11 protein-coding genes and 1 pseudogene are annotated in these 14,090 nt (G+C 68.9%); 8 read left to right on the top strand and 4 right to left on the bottom strand.

The window, feature by feature from the left end; genetic code table 11:
- Positions 1-22 precede the first annotated feature (22 nt).
- Complete coding sequence (locus V7E05_RS05030; RefSeq protein ID WP_333618577.1) at positions 23-1,573, bottom strand: class I adenylate-forming enzyme family protein; 1,551 nt, start codon at positions 1,571-1,573, stop codon at positions 23-25.
- 327 nt (positions 1,574-1,900) lie between these two features.
- Complete coding sequence (locus tag V7E05_RS05025; RefSeq protein ID WP_333618576.1) at positions 1,901-3,682, bottom strand: trypsin-like serine protease; 1,782 nt, start codon at positions 3,680-3,682, stop codon at positions 1,901-1,903.
- A gap of 558 nt (positions 3,683-4,240) precedes the next feature.
- Here V7E05_RS05025 and dnaK point away from each other — a divergent pair.
- The 7 genes and pseudogenes from dnaK to V7E05_RS04995 all read left to right on the top strand — a co-directional run bounded on the left by dnaK (position 4,241) and on the right by V7E05_RS04995 (position 10,919).
- A complete protein-coding gene (gene dnaK, locus V7E05_RS05020; RefSeq protein ID WP_333618575.1) occupies positions 4,241-6,085 on the top strand; it encodes a molecular chaperone DnaK in 1,845 nt (614 codons plus the stop codon).
- Positions 6,082-6,702, top strand: coding sequence for a nucleotide exchange factor GrpE (grpE, locus tag V7E05_RS05015; protein ID WP_333618574.1), 621 nt, complete (start codon positions 6,082-6,084; stop codon positions 6,700-6,702). The genes dnaK and grpE overlap by 4 nt, the downstream gene beginning before the upstream one ends.
- 191 nt (positions 6,703-6,893) lie before the next feature.
- The gene (locus V7E05_RS05010) at positions 6,894-8,078 is read left to right on the top strand and encodes a DnaJ C-terminal domain-containing protein (RefSeq protein ID WP_333618573.1); all 1,185 of its coding nucleotides are present in this window, start codon (positions 6,894-6,896) and stop codon (positions 8,076-8,078) included.
- Positions 8,078-8,620 (top strand): heat shock protein transcriptional repressor HspR, encoded by a 543-nt coding sequence (locus V7E05_RS05005; RefSeq protein WP_333618572.1) that lies wholly within the window; start codon positions 8,078-8,080, stop codon positions 8,618-8,620. The genes V7E05_RS05010 and V7E05_RS05005 overlap by 1 nt, the downstream gene beginning before the upstream one ends.
- Positions 8,617-8,757: pseudogene (locus V7E05_RS14285) on the top strand (FAD-binding protein); the annotation flags it as partial. The gene V7E05_RS05005 and the pseudogene V7E05_RS14285, both read left to right, overlap by 4 nt.
- A 160-nt stretch (positions 8,758-8,917) precedes the next feature.
- A complete protein-coding gene (locus tag V7E05_RS05000; protein ID WP_442891605.1) occupies positions 8,918-10,018 on the top strand; it encodes a dihydrolipoyl dehydrogenase family protein in 1,101 nt (366 codons plus the stop codon).
- Between the two features lie 85 nt (positions 10,019-10,103).
- Complete coding sequence (locus V7E05_RS04995; RefSeq protein ID WP_333618571.1) at positions 10,104-10,919, top strand: carbon-nitrogen hydrolase family protein; 816 nt, start codon at positions 10,104-10,106, stop codon at positions 10,917-10,919.
- A 21-nt stretch (positions 10,920-10,940) separates the two neighbouring features.
- Here V7E05_RS04995 and V7E05_RS04990 read toward each other — a convergent pair whose 3' ends face one another.
- Together V7E05_RS04990 and V7E05_RS04985 are read right to left on the bottom strand one after the other, a co-directional pair.
- The gene (locus V7E05_RS04990; RefSeq protein ID WP_333618570.1) at positions 10,941-12,227 is read right to left on the bottom strand and encodes an FAD-binding oxidoreductase; all 1,287 of its coding nucleotides are present in this window, start codon (positions 12,225-12,227) and stop codon (positions 10,941-10,943) included.
- A gap of 14 nt (positions 12,228-12,241) precedes the next feature.
- On the bottom strand, positions 12,242-13,093 hold the full coding sequence (locus V7E05_RS04985) for a hypothetical protein (protein ID WP_333618569.1): 852 nt from the start codon (positions 13,091-13,093) through the stop codon (positions 12,242-12,244).
- Between the two features lie 255 nt (positions 13,094-13,348).
- Here V7E05_RS04985 and V7E05_RS04980 point away from each other — a divergent pair.
- A partial coding sequence (locus V7E05_RS04980; protein WP_333618568.1) for a lamin tail domain-containing protein occupies positions 13,349-14,090 on the top strand: 742 nt, incomplete at its 3' end.

Genomic DNA, 14,090 nt, shown 5'->3' with positions numbered 1-14,090 from the left:
CCCATCGGCGCCCGCGCGGCGGCTACTTTCGCAGCGCCGATTCCGAACGCCACGCCTTCTCGAGCACCTCGGCCCGATCGATCCCGCGCTTGAGGGTCTTGCCCGTGGCGCCCTTGGGCAGCGCATCGACGAACTGGATGAGCCGCGGCACCTTGTACGCCGAGAGGCGCTCGCGGCACAGCGCCTCGAGCTCCTCCGGCGCGGGCTCGAGTCCCGGGGAGACGGCGACGATCGCGGCGATCTCCTCGCCGTACTTCTCGTCCGGCACTCCGATCACGGCCGCGTCGAGCACGGACGGATGCTCGTGCAAGATGTTCTCGACCTCGGTGGGGTACACGTTGTATCCGCCGCGGATGATCATGTCCTTGACGCGGTCGACGATCTTGAGGTTCCCCGCGGCGTCGCGGACGCCGATATCGCCGGTACGGAACCAGCCGTTCTCATCGAGGGCGGCGGCGGTGTCGGCGGGCCTGTTCCAGTACCCCGCCATGATCTGCGGGCCACGGAGGAAAATCTCCCCAGGCTCGTCGGTGCCGAGGACGGACCCGTCGAAATCGCGGAGCTCGAGCTCGATGCCGTCGACGGTGGTGCCCACGTAGCCGACGCGGCGTTCGCCGTCAGGACTGGAAAAGGTTCCCATCGCGGCGGTTTCGGTGAGCCCGTAGCCCTCGAGGACGGTGACCCCGAGGTCGTCCTCGAAGCGTGTGATGATCGACTCCGGCAGGGGCGCCCCGCCCGAGACGACGTGCTCGAGGCTGGCGAAGTGTTCGGGGCCGACGCCTTCTTCTTTCGCCTGGTGGAGAAGGAACATCCACATCGTGGGGACGCCGAGCATCACGTTGAGCTCGTTCTCGGGGATCATCGCGAGCTGTCCTTCGAGCGTGAGCGGGTGCAGCAGCGTGAATGAGCCGCCGGCGCGGAAAGTAGGGAGCATGCCCGCGACCTGGCCGAAGCAGTGGAATAGCGGGAGCGCGGTGCCGACGCGAGCGCCGGCATGCATCCCCGAGGTCGCGACCGCCGAGCTCGTGGCGGCGGCGAGTCCGCCCACGGTGAGCTGCGCGCCCTTCGGCTTGCCCGTGGTGCCCGAGGTGTAGAGCAGGGCGGCGAGCTCGTCTGGTGCGCGGTCGACGGGAAGGTCCGAGGGGTTTGCCGCAGCCGGATCGAGCGCGGCGGGATCGGCGTCGGAGGGGAGGAGCTCCACGAGCGTGACGCCGGACTTCGCGCATGCCTCGGCGAGCGCCGGCCCGTTCTCGTGCCAAGCGATGGCGAGCGTCGCGCCGGAATCGGTGAGGAGGTACTCGAGCTCCTCCGCCGTGGCCATGGTGTTCGCCGCGACGATGGCGCCGCCCGCAGCCTGGACGCCCATGTAGGCGACGACATACGCATCGACCGAGGGCGCGGACAGGAGCGCGCGGTCGCCGCGGCCGAGGCCGAGGTCCCGGAGCTTCGAGGCGTAGGCGAGGCAGAGGTCGCGGAGCTCCGCATACGACGTGGTCTCCGGGCCGTGCCGGAGGGCGGCGGCGTCGGGGGTTTCGGCGGCGTGGGCGGCGATGTCGTCGAACAGGTTGGGCATTGCGGCCTCCGGGTGGGGATCGGGGGAGTTGGTGGAGTCGAGTATCCCTGAAGTTTGAGACGTGGGTCACACTTTCGGCGGAGTCGCCGTTTGCCGGGATGGAAGCGAGGGCGGAGGCGGCCCTTTTCCGCGGGAACCATGCACTTTCTGTCGATTTCGGCGCTGATCGGCCCGGAAATCGACAGAAAGTGCATGCTTCGGCAGGAAGTGCATGGTTCGCGGCGGCTAACGATTGGCGACTGGCGACTGTGGCCGCCGGGCGCGACCGAAATGCGCAGGACCCCCGCCGTGCGGCGGGGGTCCTGCTGGTCTGTGGCTGTCCGCGGACTACTTCGTGTTGAGCTCGAGGCCCGGGTGTGCGGCGAGCACTTTGTCGATCGGCACCACGGAGAGCGAGGGCTTCACGCCCGCCGCGTCCGCGTGGTTCGTGGCGGAATCGCAGTTCCGCTCGCCGGCGACGTTCGAGGCGCTCGAGATGCCGAGCGCGCGATCGCCGGAGAAAACCACGCCGCCCGAATCGCCCGGGAGCGCGCAGAGGTCGATGGTGAACGCGTTGTCGATGGTGCGCTGGCCGGCGACGTCGATCTTCGTGTCGGCCTGCGTGATCTTCCCGCACGAGTACCCGGTGCGCGAGCCCATCTTGCAGGCCACCTGGCCGACGACCGGAGCCGCGGTGCCCGTGATGCCCTGTGTCGAGCCGTTCTCGCCGCCCACGAGGTTATTGGCGAAACGGGAGGCCTGCGAGTCGTCGACCTTGATCAGTGCGGAGTCGATGCCCTCGCGCTGAGTCTCGGTGAACGTGCCGAATTCCTGGTTGTTGGGGAACGCCGCGCGGACGTTGTCGTTGCGGTTGCAGTGCGCCGCGGTGATCACGACGGGCTTGCCGTCCAGGGTTCCGTTGAAGCCGGTGGAGCACTCGAGCTGGCCGAGCGCGATCTTCGACTCATACGCGGTGCCGCCGACGACCGGATCGCCGGCCGGTGCCGCCTGCGTCTGTGCCGTCGCCTCGGGCGCGCCCTCGGTGCCCCGGCCCTCGGCCGGGGTCGACGGATCATTCGTATCCGGCGTGGGCTCGGGGTCCGGCTGCGGCACGAAAGCCTGCAGAGAGCCGAAGGGGTTGGCGTTGGGGTCCTCGCCGTTCGCGTTCTGGCCGAGGAGCTGGTTGATGATGGTCATCGCCTCCGGCGGGACGAGCCCGGCCAGCGAGCTGGCACCGTTCGGCGCTGCGGGGGTCTGTTCCCCGGCACCCTCGTCCGCCTTGTCTCCGGCCTGATCGCCGGTGGTCCCGGGCTGCTCGGCGCCCTCCTGAGTCGCGCCCTCGCCGAGGCCCTGGACGGCGCCGGTCGAGGGATCGGAGCCCTCGGCGCTCTTGTTCGCGCCACCGTCGCCCAGACTCCCCAGCGGGGAGGTGTCGTTCGCCGGGCTCGGCGCGTTGAGCGTGTTGATCTGCGCGAGGCCGCGCAGCGCGGAGGTGAGGTTCCCGATCTCGGCCTCGGTGCCGCCGTCGGTGGTGACGACGACCTGCCCCTTGTTGGGGTCGGCCTGCACGGACTTGACGATCTGTCGCTGAGCCTCGGGGAGCCCGTCGATCACAGCCTGGACCTGATCCTGGCGCTCGCCGAGATCGGAGACGGAAAGCGCGACGTCCTTGACCTGGAAGCCGGCGGCCTTCGCCGCATCGCGGAGCTTCGCGGCGTCGGCCGGCGCATCGCCCTTCGCCGCCCCGTCCTTCGCGTCGGGGAACACGGTGGCGACGCCCACGACGCCGTCACCGCCCTGGTTGAGCCAGACGCCACCGAACACGTCGTCGAAGGTGCGCTTCCAGTCGCCGGCCTTCTCGCCGAGTGTCGCGGCGGTCTGCGCCTGCTCGAGGAACTGCTCGGGCGTGATCCCGAGGTCACGCTGCAGCGCCTCGGTGAGGTTCGCCGCGACCGAGATCGCATCGGCGGTCTGTAGTGCCTCCGGCGGCGCGGCGGGGATCGCCGTGCCGTCCGCGGTGTTGTCGACGGAGTCGGTGGAGAGGTGCGGCACCAGTGTCGTCGTCACGGCGCCGGCGATGCCGAGCGCCGCGACGGCCGCGACCGTGCCGATGGTCGAGCGAATGCGCATGTTCTGCACGTCCTTCGTGTCGTGGCCGGTAAGCCGGCCTGCTCTGTCTGCCTTGTGCCTTCGAGTGAGGTGCGGGTACGGACCCGATTCCCGATGCGAGCTGGGAACCCGGCGCCGCCCCCGAACGAACACGGACCACGTAATTCCGACTTTGTAAGTTGGTACACGTGATGCTTGTGTGACAGTTGTGACTCAGGTTAGACCGCCCCGACGGCAATTGCCAGCGAGACACGTGGTACACGTGTGAAAACTTTGAACCCTTCTTGCGGGCCCCGCCGCCCGCCGTTATTTCCATGCTTGAGTCTCCTGCACGCAAGAATGTGTGTGAGTTGCGCCACATGGGGAATGGAATCCGCCAGACTCCGGTTGTACGAGGCGGTAAAGATGAGTCGAAGGCGCTCAGGGCGGCGGAAAATGGTCGCCCTCCGGTGGCATCATGGGCGAGGGCCCAGAGAAGGCGGCCGGTAACTGAGTCCGAGTAACTCAATCTTCCCGGCGGCACGGCCCGCCGAACGAAACAGAACTTAGAACATCAAGACACACCAGGAGGAAATACATATGTCCCGTGCAGTGGGTATCGACCTCGGCACCACCAACTCGGTGGTTGCCGTCCTTGAGGGCGGCGAGGCCAATGTCATCGCCAACGCGGAGGGCTCGCGGACCACGCCGTCCGTCGTCGCCTTCGCGAAGAACGGCGAGGTGCTCGTCGGCCAGCCGGCGAAGAACCAGGCGGTCACCAACGTCGACCGCACCATCCGCTCGGTAAAGCGCCACATCGGCGCCGACTGGAAGTCCAGCGATATCGACGGCAAGCAGTACACGGCGCAGGAGATCTCCGCCCGTATCCTGCAGAAGCTCAAGAGGGACGCCGAGGCGTACCTGGGCGAGGACGTCACGGACGCGGTCATCACCGTGCCCGCCTACTTCAACGACGCCCAGCGCCAGGCCACCAAGGACGCCGGCCAGATCGCGGGCCTCAACGTGCTCCGCATCGTCAACGAGCCGACCGCGGCGGCGCTCGCCTACGGCCTCGACAAGAGCGATGACGACCAGACGATCCTCGTCTTCGACCTCGGCGGCGGCACGTTCGACGTCTCGCTCCTCGATATCGGCGAGGGCGTCGTCGAGGTCCGGGCGACCTCCGGCGACAACGAGCTCGGCGGCGACGACTGGGACCAGCGCATCGTCGACTGGCTCGTCGAGAAGTTCAAGGCGCAGAACGGCATCGACCTCACCAAGGACAAGATGGCCATGCAGCGCCTGCGCGAGTCCGCGGAGAAGGCGAAGATCGAGCTGTCCTCGAGCCAGTCCACGTCGATCAACCTGCCGTACATCACGGTGGACGCGGAGAAGAACCCGCTGTTCCTCGACGAGACGCTCTCGCGCACTGAGTTCCAGAAGATCACGCAGGACCTCCTCGATCGCACGCGTAAGCCGTTCCAGGCCGTCATCAAGGACGCCGGCATCTCGGTCTCCGACATCGACCACGTGGTCCTCGTCGGCGGCTCGACCCGTATGCCCGCCGTCACCGACCTGGTCAAGGAGCTCACGGGCGGCAAGGAGCCCAACAAGGGCGTCAACCCGGACGAGGTCGTCGCCGTCGGCGCCGCGCTGCAGGCCGGCGTCCTCCGCGGCGAGGTCAAGGACGTGCTGCTCCTCGACGTCACCCCGCTGTCCCTCGGCATCGAGACCAAGGGCGGCGTGATGACCAAGCTCATCGAGCGCAACACCACCATCCCGACCAAACGCTCGGAGACCTTCACCACCGCTGAGGACAACCAGCCCTCCGTGCAGATCCAGGTCTTCCAGGGTGAGCGCGAGATGGCCGCGCAGAACAAGCTGCTCGGCTCCTTCGAACTCGCCGGTATCGCCCCGGCGCCCCGCGGTGTCCCGCAGATCGAGGTCACCTTCGACATCGATGCCAACGGCATCGTCCACGTGACGGCGAAGGACAAGGGCACCGGCAAGGAGAACACGATCATTATCCAGGACGGCTCCGGCCTGTCCAAGGAGGAGATCGACCAGATGGTCTCCGATGCCGAGGCGCACGCCGAGGAGGACAAGAAGCGCCGCGAGGAGGCGGACGTCCGCAACCAGGCGGAGTCGACCGTTTACCAGGCCGAGAAGTTCGTCAAGGACAACGAGGACAAGATCGCGGCGGACAAGAAGGAGACCGTGGAGTCCGCGGTCGCCGAGGTCGGCACGGCGCTCGAGGGCTCCGATCTCGAGGCCATCAAGTCGGCCGTGGAGAAGGTCAACACCGAGCTCCAGGCGATCGGCACCGCGATGTACGAGGAGCAGGCCGCGCAAGAGGGCGCCGGTGAGTCGGCCGAGGACGACGGTGTCGTGGACGCCGAGGTCGTCGACGACGAGTCCGACGACTCCTCGAAGGACGCCAAGTGACCGCAGGGTCGGGCCAGCCGGGTACCGAGGCGCAGGACGGCGGGGCGGACGCCCCCGTCGATCCTGCGGTGGATCCCACGGCTGCGGCCCAGGGCGGTGCAGGTGCAGGAACCGATACGGAAAGCGAAGCGGGTATGACCGCGGACGAAGCGATCGACGTCGAGGTCGAGGATTCGGCGCTCGGTGATCCTTCGGATGCCGACGCCCCGAACGACGAGGTGGCCGCGCTCACCGAGGACCTCAAGCGGGTCTCGGCCGAGTACGCGAACTACCGCCGCCGCGTGCAGCGCGAGCAGCAGTCGGCAGTGGCGGGGGCCAAGGCCTCCGTCCTGTCCGGGCTCCTCGAGATCGCCGACGAGCTGGGCATGGCCGCGCAGCACGGCGACCTCACCGAGGGTTCGGCGCTGAGCAAGTTCAACGACAAGTTCTTCGCCGTCCTCGGCTCCCAGGGCGTCGAGGAGTTCGGCGAGGAGGGTGACGAGTTCGACCCCTCGATCCACGAGGCGGTCCAGGACCTCTCCTCCGGCGGCGAGCCCAAGATCGCCACGGTGTATCGCAAGGGATACCGGGTCGGGGACAAGGTTCTCCGCAACGCGATGGTCGTTGTCGGCTCCTAGGAGCGAAGGCGCGAATCGCGGGAATCCCATCGATGGTCCCGGCAGGGGAGCGGCCCTACCGCTTTCCCGCCGGGACCATTTCGTTAGTTAGATCATTAGAGTCGAGACAAAAGCATTAGCAGAAGTAGAGCAAGCGTGATCACGAAGCATCACCACACACGAGAACGAGAGGAACGAGAAGGGGGTATCGAATGAGCCAGAGCGAATGGGTGGATCGGGACTACTACGCGGATCTCGGCGTCTCCAAGGACGCGGATCAGAACGAGATCCGCAAGGCATATAGGAAGCTCGCCCGCGAATCGCACCCGGACTCGCACCCGGGCGACACGGCAGCCGAGGAGAAGTTCAAGAAGGTCTCCACCGCGTACGACGTGATCGGGGACGAGGCCAAGCGCAAGGAATACGACGAGATCCGGAGCCTCGCCGCGAGCGGCGGCTACGGGTACGGCGGCCGCGGCGGATTCGGCGGCCATGCCGGAGCCGGAGGTGCAGCCGATTTCGACGTCTCCGACCTGTTCGGCGCTGCCGGCGCAGCCGGAGGTGCCGGGGGCGCCGGAGGGTTCGGTGACATCTTCGGCGGACTGTTCAACGGCGGCGGCCGGGGCGCGTCCCCCGGCGGTCGGGCGAGCAACCGCGGGGAGAACATCGAGACGTCGGTGACCATCGGGTTCCGCGACGCGGCGCTCGGCAAGCCCGTGGAGATCTCGTTTACGGCGCCGTCAACCTGTAATACCTGTAGCGGCAGCGGGGCGCGTCCCGGCACCTCGCCGCGCACGTGCAGGACGTGCCAGGGCGCCGGGTACATCAATCGGAGCCAGGGGCCGTTCGGCTTCTCGGAGCCGTGCCCGGAGTGCGGCGGCGCCGGAACCGTGATCGACGATCCGTGCCCGGAATGCCGCGGCGAGGGAACGACGATGCGGACCCGGCACTTCACCGTGAAGATCCCCGCGGGGATCGAGGACGGAAAGCGGATCCGGCTGTCCGGCAAGGGGCAGGCGGGCTTCCGCGGCGCGCCGGCGGGCGATCTGTTCGTCACTGTCCACGTGCGCCAGGACAAGGTGTTCTCACGCGACGGCAACGACTTGCTGCTCGACGTCCCCGTGTCGTACCCCGAGCTGGTCCAGGGAACGAAGGTGTCGATCCCGACCCTCGAGGGCCGGGTCACGGTCAAGGTCCCGGAGAACTCGAAGGACGGGCAGGTACTCCGCGTCCGAGGCCGGGGGATCGCGCCGGCCAAGGGCGCGACGGGCGCACTGCGCGCGACTCTCCGGGTCGCGATGCCGCCGAAGGGCGCGGCAGAGAAGGAACTCGCCGCGTACGCGGAGGCGCTCGAGGCGTCCGGCTTCGATCCGCGATCGGGTTGGCCGGGTGCGTGATGAGGGTTCCGAATCCCGACGAGCTCCGGCCGGACGACGCCGTGCTGGTGATCTCCGTGGCCGCCGAGCTCTCGGGTCTACACGCGCAGACGCTGCGTACCTATGACCGACTGGGGCTCGTGATCCCCGAGCGCACCAGCGGCGGCGGGCGGCGCTACACGCTCCGCGACGTCGCGCTGCTGCGCGAGGTCCAGCGGCTCAGCCAGGAAGAGGGGATCAACCTCGCGGGCATCAAGCTGATCATCGAACTGCGTCGGCAGCTCAGCGACGCGCAAGCCGCACTCAGCGAGGCCCGCGAGGAGCTCGGCCGCATGTACGAGGCGGCCCGGCGGGTCGACCGCGCGACTCGCGGCGGCCCGCGCGGGGAGCTCGTCCACGTGCCCCGCTCGACCCAAGTCGTGCTGTGGCGACCGCGGAACGAGCGCGATTCGGACGGCGAACGAGATAGCGGAGACGGGCGCGGCACGGGGCGCGAGGGTTATCCGGGCGGCAATTTGCGGGCCGAGGCGAACCCCGCGCGGCGCGTATCCTCGCGGCCATGAGCGCACAGGAATACGACCTTCTCGTGATCGGATTCGGTAAGGCCGGAAAGACCGTCGCCATGGGCCGGGCGAAAGCGGGCGACCGGGTGGCCCTTGTGGAGAAGTCCCCGGACATGTACGGCGGCACGTGCATCAACGTCGGCTGTGTGCCGACCAAGACCCTGCTCACCGACGCGCACCTGCATTCGGCCGTCAAGACGATCGCGGCGGGGGGGCGTCGGAGACGAGGGCGCCGACGGCGCCGCCCTCACCGCAGCCCAGGACCGCCGGGACACGCTCATCGCCAAGCTCAACGCGGTGAACAAGAAGCTCGCCGACGACGCGGGGGTCACCGTGATCGACGGCGATGCGGCCTTCACCGGTCCACACACCGTCGAGGTCACGGGCGGGCCGGACCGGCTCACGCTCACGGCGCCGACCATCATCATCAACACCGGTTCGGTCCCGGTTCGCCCCGACCTGCCGGGAGTCGACGGGCCCAGGATCCTCGACTCCACGCTGGTCCAGCACGTCCCCGATCATTCGCGCCGGCTCGCCGTCATCGGCGGTGGGCCGATCGGCCTGGAGTTCGCGACGATGTTCGAGCAGTTCGGCACCTCCGTTACCGTGCTCGACCACTCCCAGGAGTTCCTCGGCCGCTTCGACCGCGACGTGGCCGAGCAGGTGCGTGCGGACCTCGAGAAGCTCGGGATCACGATCGTCTCGGGGGTGGACGTGACCGGCTTCTCCTCGGCGGACGACTCGGTCACCGTCTCCTACGACGGGGCCGAGGGCGGCACCGAGCTCGAGGCGGACTACGTGCTCCTCGCCACCGGCAGGCGCCCGGCGACCGACGGACTCGGCCTCGACGCCGCCGGCATCGACACCACGGATCGGGGAGCGGTGCGGGTCGACGAGCACCTGCGCACGAGCGTCGAGGGCGTCTACGCCGCCGGCGATGTCAACGGCGGGCCGCAGTTCACCTACGTCTCGTTCGACGACCACAGGATCGTCCTGTCCTCGGCGTGGGGCGATGGTTCGCGCACCACCGAAGGGCGGATCATCCCCTCGACCACGTTCCTCGCCCCGCCGCTGTCGCAGGTGGGCATGGGCGAGGACGAGGCGCGCGCGGACGCAGAGTCCCGCGGGCGCACGCTCGAGGTGCGGAAGAAGAACATCGCGGACATCCCGATCATGCCGCGGCCGAAGATCCTCGCGGAGCCGGAGGGCGTCGCGAAGTTCCTCGTCGACGCCGAGGACGACCGCATCCTCGGATGCGTCCTCTACTGCGTGGACTCGCAGGAGCTCATCAATCTCGTCACGGTCGCCATGAGCAACGGCCTTCCCGCCTCCGCGCTCGGCTCGGCGATCTACACGCACCCGAGCAGCTCCGAGGTGTTCAACGCGTTGCTCGCGTAGCGTCGGGGCGAGCAGGGAGGCCGGGACCCTGGACGGGGCCTCGGATCAAACCCCAGACGAGGCCCCACGAATCGAGGAGGTCGGCATGCGCATCGCCGCAGCACAGGTACTCACGGGCGCGGATCCCGCACGGAACCTCGACGTCATCCGCGAAAAGGTCCGGGAGGCCGCCGAGCAGGGGGCGCGCGTCGTCGCGTTTCCCGAGGCCAGCATGCGCGCGTTCGGGAAAGGGCCGCTCGACGAGGTCGCCGAGGAACTCGACGGGCCGTGGGCGAGCGTGCTCGCGGAGTCCGCGCGCGAGCACGGCGTACTCGTCGCGGCCGGGATGTTCCGGCCCTCGGGCGACGGCCGCGTGTTCAACACCTACCTCGTCACGGGGCCGGTGGGCGGCGGCCGCAATGTCCACCTCGGCTACGACAAGATCCACCTCTACAACGCCTTCGGTTTCCGCGAATCCGACACCGTCGCACCCGGCGAATCTACTTCTGTAGTAGAGGTCGATGGACTGCCCATCGGCTTCTCCGTCTGCTACGACATCCGGTTCCCCGGCCAATTCCTCTCCCTCGCCCATGACGGCGCACGGCTCACCATCCTCGGCGCGTCCTGGGGCTCCGGCCCCGGGAAGGTGGAGCAGTGGGAGTTGCTCGCCCGCGCCCGCGCACTCGACGCGACCACGCCGCTGCTCGCCGTGGGCCAGGCCGATCCCGCGTCGGTCGGCGAAGAAGCGTCGGGCTCGGCGCCCCGCGGAGTCGGGCACTCGCTGTTCGTGGGGGCCGACGGCGCTGTGCTCCGATCTGTGGGGGAGGCTCCCGAGCTGTTCTGCATCGACGTGGACACCGAGGCCGTCGACGACGTGCGCGGGAAGATCCCGGTGCTCTCGGGCGGCCGCATTACGGAGTAGCCCGGGTCGGCGCGCTCCGGGCTATGTCCCCGGAAGCGGATCGTGCTGGATGTTCTCCGGCGGCGCGCCGCGCGCGATGAGCGCCTTCTTCGTCGCCGAGATCATCTCCGGCGGGCCCGCGAGGATGATCTGCCGGTCGCCCCAGCCTCCGTACGCCGTTACGACCTTGTCGAGGCGGCCGTACGTGAACCGGTGGAGGGTCTGCGGGAACGGCTCGGCCCCCGAGGTGTCGAGCCACCACGGATCCTCGCGCTCCTCGGCGACGGGCTGCACCGTGAGCCACGGGCTGTGCGCCGACATCGAGACGAGCGAATGGAGATCGTAGAGCTCGCCCGGGTATCGGGCGCCGTAGAAGAGGTGCACGCGGGGGTTGTCGCCGAAGCGGGAGATGTCGAGGATCAGGCTGCGCACAGGGGCGATGCCCGTACCACCGGCGATGATGAGCACGTCCTGGTGGTCGCCGCGCACCAGCTGCGGAGGTTTGCCCGCTGCTCCCTCTCCCGGCGCCCGCGCCGGCGCAGGATTGCGCGCGATCTCGAGCTCGCCGAGCGGCGTGGAAAGCACCCAGCGGTCCCCGGGCGCGACCATCGCGACGAGCGCCGGGCTCAGCGTGCCGCCCTCGACCGCGCGCACGTGGAACTCGATCTGCCGCGCAGGGTTCGCCGGGATCGACGGGCTGAGCTTGCGCCACACCGCGTGCTTGTACGGGGTGAGGACGGACATGTACTGCCCCGGCAGGTAGTCCATGGGGACGTCGGTTAGCAGGCGCACCACCGCGAGGCCCCGCGTGGGGCGCTGGACGTCGACTACCCGCGCGCCGACGAGGAAGCGGTTCGCGCCGAGCTCCTCTTCTGCCTCGGAGGCGCCCGCGGCCAGGGCGCGGGCGATGATGTCGTAGAACTGGGTCTGCGTGCGCCCGAGCTCCTCGGTCCACTCCTTCCCCGCGACGTCGGCGAGCGCCTCGCGCATGGCCGCGCCGAACTCGGCGAACTGTTCCTCGGAGACTTGGTACTTCGCGAGGTCGAAGCCGAGATCGCGGAACAGCTCGAGGACTGCCTCGACGGCGGCGCGCTCGCCCGCGGACTCCTCGACTCTGGTGAGCGCGAGGCGATACAGGCGGACGAGGACCGTGTATTGCTCGTCGAGATCGCGTGGGAGCTCGGCACGGACCAGCGGCGACATGGTGGTGAGCCGCTGCTCGAGCGCGGTGCGTAGGTTCGGCTTCTTCTTCGTCGGCTCGCGGTAGGTGAGCTCCCGGAGCGCGAAGAGTGGCGGGAGCTGATCCAGCGGTGTGACCTGAGCTGCCATCGTTTCCTGCCTCCCTAATTTCCGAGAACGACCGAGATGCCGTCGCGGACCTCTTGTTCCGAGAGGTCGACGACCCCGAAGTCGCTGAGCCGCACCGCGTATGGAGCGGCGCCCTCGGGCACGCCGCTGTAGTCGAAGGTAAACGTACAGTGCCCGAGCGAGCCGTCCGAGTATACGAACGGCGACCGCGCGACAACCTCCGCGGACTGCCCCGAGAGGATCTCGACATCCCCGCCCACAGCCGGCTCGAGTGACGGCGGAACGTAGCAGGTCTCGTGGCCGCCGACGGCGACCGGCGAATCGATCTCGAGAACGCCCTGCGCCGAGATCCCACCGGAGCCCCCGGTCTCGCGCGGGACGATGAAGAGGATCGCCGCGACGACTAGCGCCACCACGCCCGCGCCCCCGAGCGCGATAAGGAGATTCCGCTTCCCCGTCGGCTGCGGGGGGAGCGAGGCAGGCGGGGCGCCCCAGGCCGGGGCGATGTTGCCGGCGGGAAAGACCGGTGTTGCCGGGGTGCCGGACGCGGACGGGGGAGCTATGTTCGGGGGGGAGCCTGACGACGCGGCCGCGTTCGGCGCGAAGCCTGACGGCGGGGCTGTGGTCGGGGCGTAACCCGCCGGGGGATAGACCGGTACAGGGCCGGGCTGCTGCACAGTGTCTTGGCCGCCGGGCGCACCGCTCGGCGCGCCTCCGGGTATTCCGACCTGCGGGGCCGGCGGCGCGGCCGGCCCGGCAAGCGCATAGCCGTAGACCCCGCCCGGCGCGAGATTCGGGGAGGCCGAGGGGCCCGGAACGGCGCTGGGGAAGCGCTGTGGGGGATCCCCCACGCGGTAGCTGCCGTTGGCGAGAGGCGGGTAGCTCATCGACATGGTCGGTCCTCGCCCCCTCCCGCAACGCCGGTACACCTTCGACCCTCAAGTCTAGTGCAGGGCGCCGGAGTCCCAGGATGATCTCGATTGGCTTATCTGTCCTTGCGGCGCTGGAAAGTGTTCACCTCATTTCCACTCATGGGTCTCTCAGACGTTCCACGGGCTCGTTAGCTTGGGGCGGTCAGCCCAGAGCCCCGATCCGGCGAAACCCGTTCGCTTCCGGACCGATTGATCGAGAAAGGCGCGTATATGCGTCCCTTTGCCCTGTCGAACGCCGCCCGCCGGCGAGCGTTCTCGGTTGGAGCCGCCGCGCTCCTCGTCGCGGCGGCGTCGCCCGCCGTCATTCCGCAAATTGCGCCTTCCGCCGCTGCGCAGGACGTCCCTACCGGCCCATACATCTCCGAGTACATCGAGGGAACGTCCCAGAACAAAGCCGTGGAGGTCTTCAACCCCGGCACCGAGCCGCTCGACCTCGCTGGCTACTCGCTCGCCGTCTACTCCAACAGCAGCGTAGAAGGGACGGAGATCCCGCTCACCGGCACGATTGCGCCGGGCGACGTGTTCACGGTCGGCAACTCGCAGGCCTCGTTCGCCGATCAGCTCGATCTGAAGACCGGTAAAGCTTCGTGGAACGGCGACGACGCGATCGTGCTCTTCTCGGGCGACACCGTCGTCGACTCCTTCGGCCAGGTGGGCACCGATCCGGGTACGGCCTGGGGATCGGGCTCGAGCTCGACCGTCGACAACACCCTGCGCCGCACGGGTGGCTTTCCCGACACCGTGATCGACGACGCCTTCGACCCGGCGAACGGTTGGGAAGGCGCGGGCAGGGACGCCTTCGACGACCTCGGCGTCGCGCCGGGCGGGAACACCGGCCCGACCGATCCGACGAATCCCACGGATCCCACGGACCCGACGGATCCCGCCGCGTGCGAGGACCCCGCCGCGACCATCGGCAGCGTCCAGGGCTCGACCGATGACTCCCCGGAAA

It is taken from the genome of Dietzia sp. (genome assembly GCF_036741115.1).
In the GTDB taxonomy this organism is placed as follows: domain Bacteria; phylum Actinomycetota; class Actinomycetes; order Mycobacteriales; family Mycobacteriaceae; genus Dietzia.
The sequence above is the reverse complement of the archived record's forward strand: the minus strand, read 5'-3'. Positions and strand labels throughout refer to the sequence as shown.

What these genes read in the sequence shown, in the direction of transcription:
- V7E05_RS04995 (WP_333618571.1), top strand. Translation starts at nt 10,104, where the DNA reads ATGCGCATCGCCGCAGCACAGGTACTCACGGGCGCGGATCCCGCACGG.
- V7E05_RS05005 (WP_333618572.1), top strand. Translation starts at nt 8,078, where the DNA reads ATGAGGGTTCCGAATCCCGACGAGCTCCGGCCGGACGACGCCGTGCTG.
- dnaK (WP_333618575.1), top strand. Translation starts at nt 4,241, where the DNA reads ATGTCCCGTGCAGTGGGTATCGACCTCGGCACCACCAACTCGGTGGTT.
- V7E05_RS05025 (WP_333618576.1), bottom strand. Translation starts at nt 3,682, where the DNA reads ATGCGCATTCGCTCGACCATCGGCACGGTCGCGGCCGTCGCGGCGCTC.
- V7E05_RS05010 (WP_333618573.1), top strand. Translation starts at nt 6,894, where the DNA reads ATGAGCCAGAGCGAATGGGTGGATCGGGACTACTACGCGGATCTCGGC.
- V7E05_RS04985 (WP_333618569.1), bottom strand. Translation starts at nt 13,093, where the DNA reads ATGAGCTACCCGCCTCTCGCCAACGGCAGCTACCGCGTGGGGGATCCC.
- V7E05_RS05030 (WP_333618577.1), bottom strand. Translation starts at nt 1,573, where the DNA reads ATGCCCAACCTGTTCGACGACATCGCCGCCCACGCCGCCGAAACCCCC.
- V7E05_RS04990 (WP_333618570.1), bottom strand. Translation starts at nt 12,227, where the DNA reads ATGGCAGCTCAGGTCACACCGCTGGATCAGCTCCCGCCACTCTTCGCG.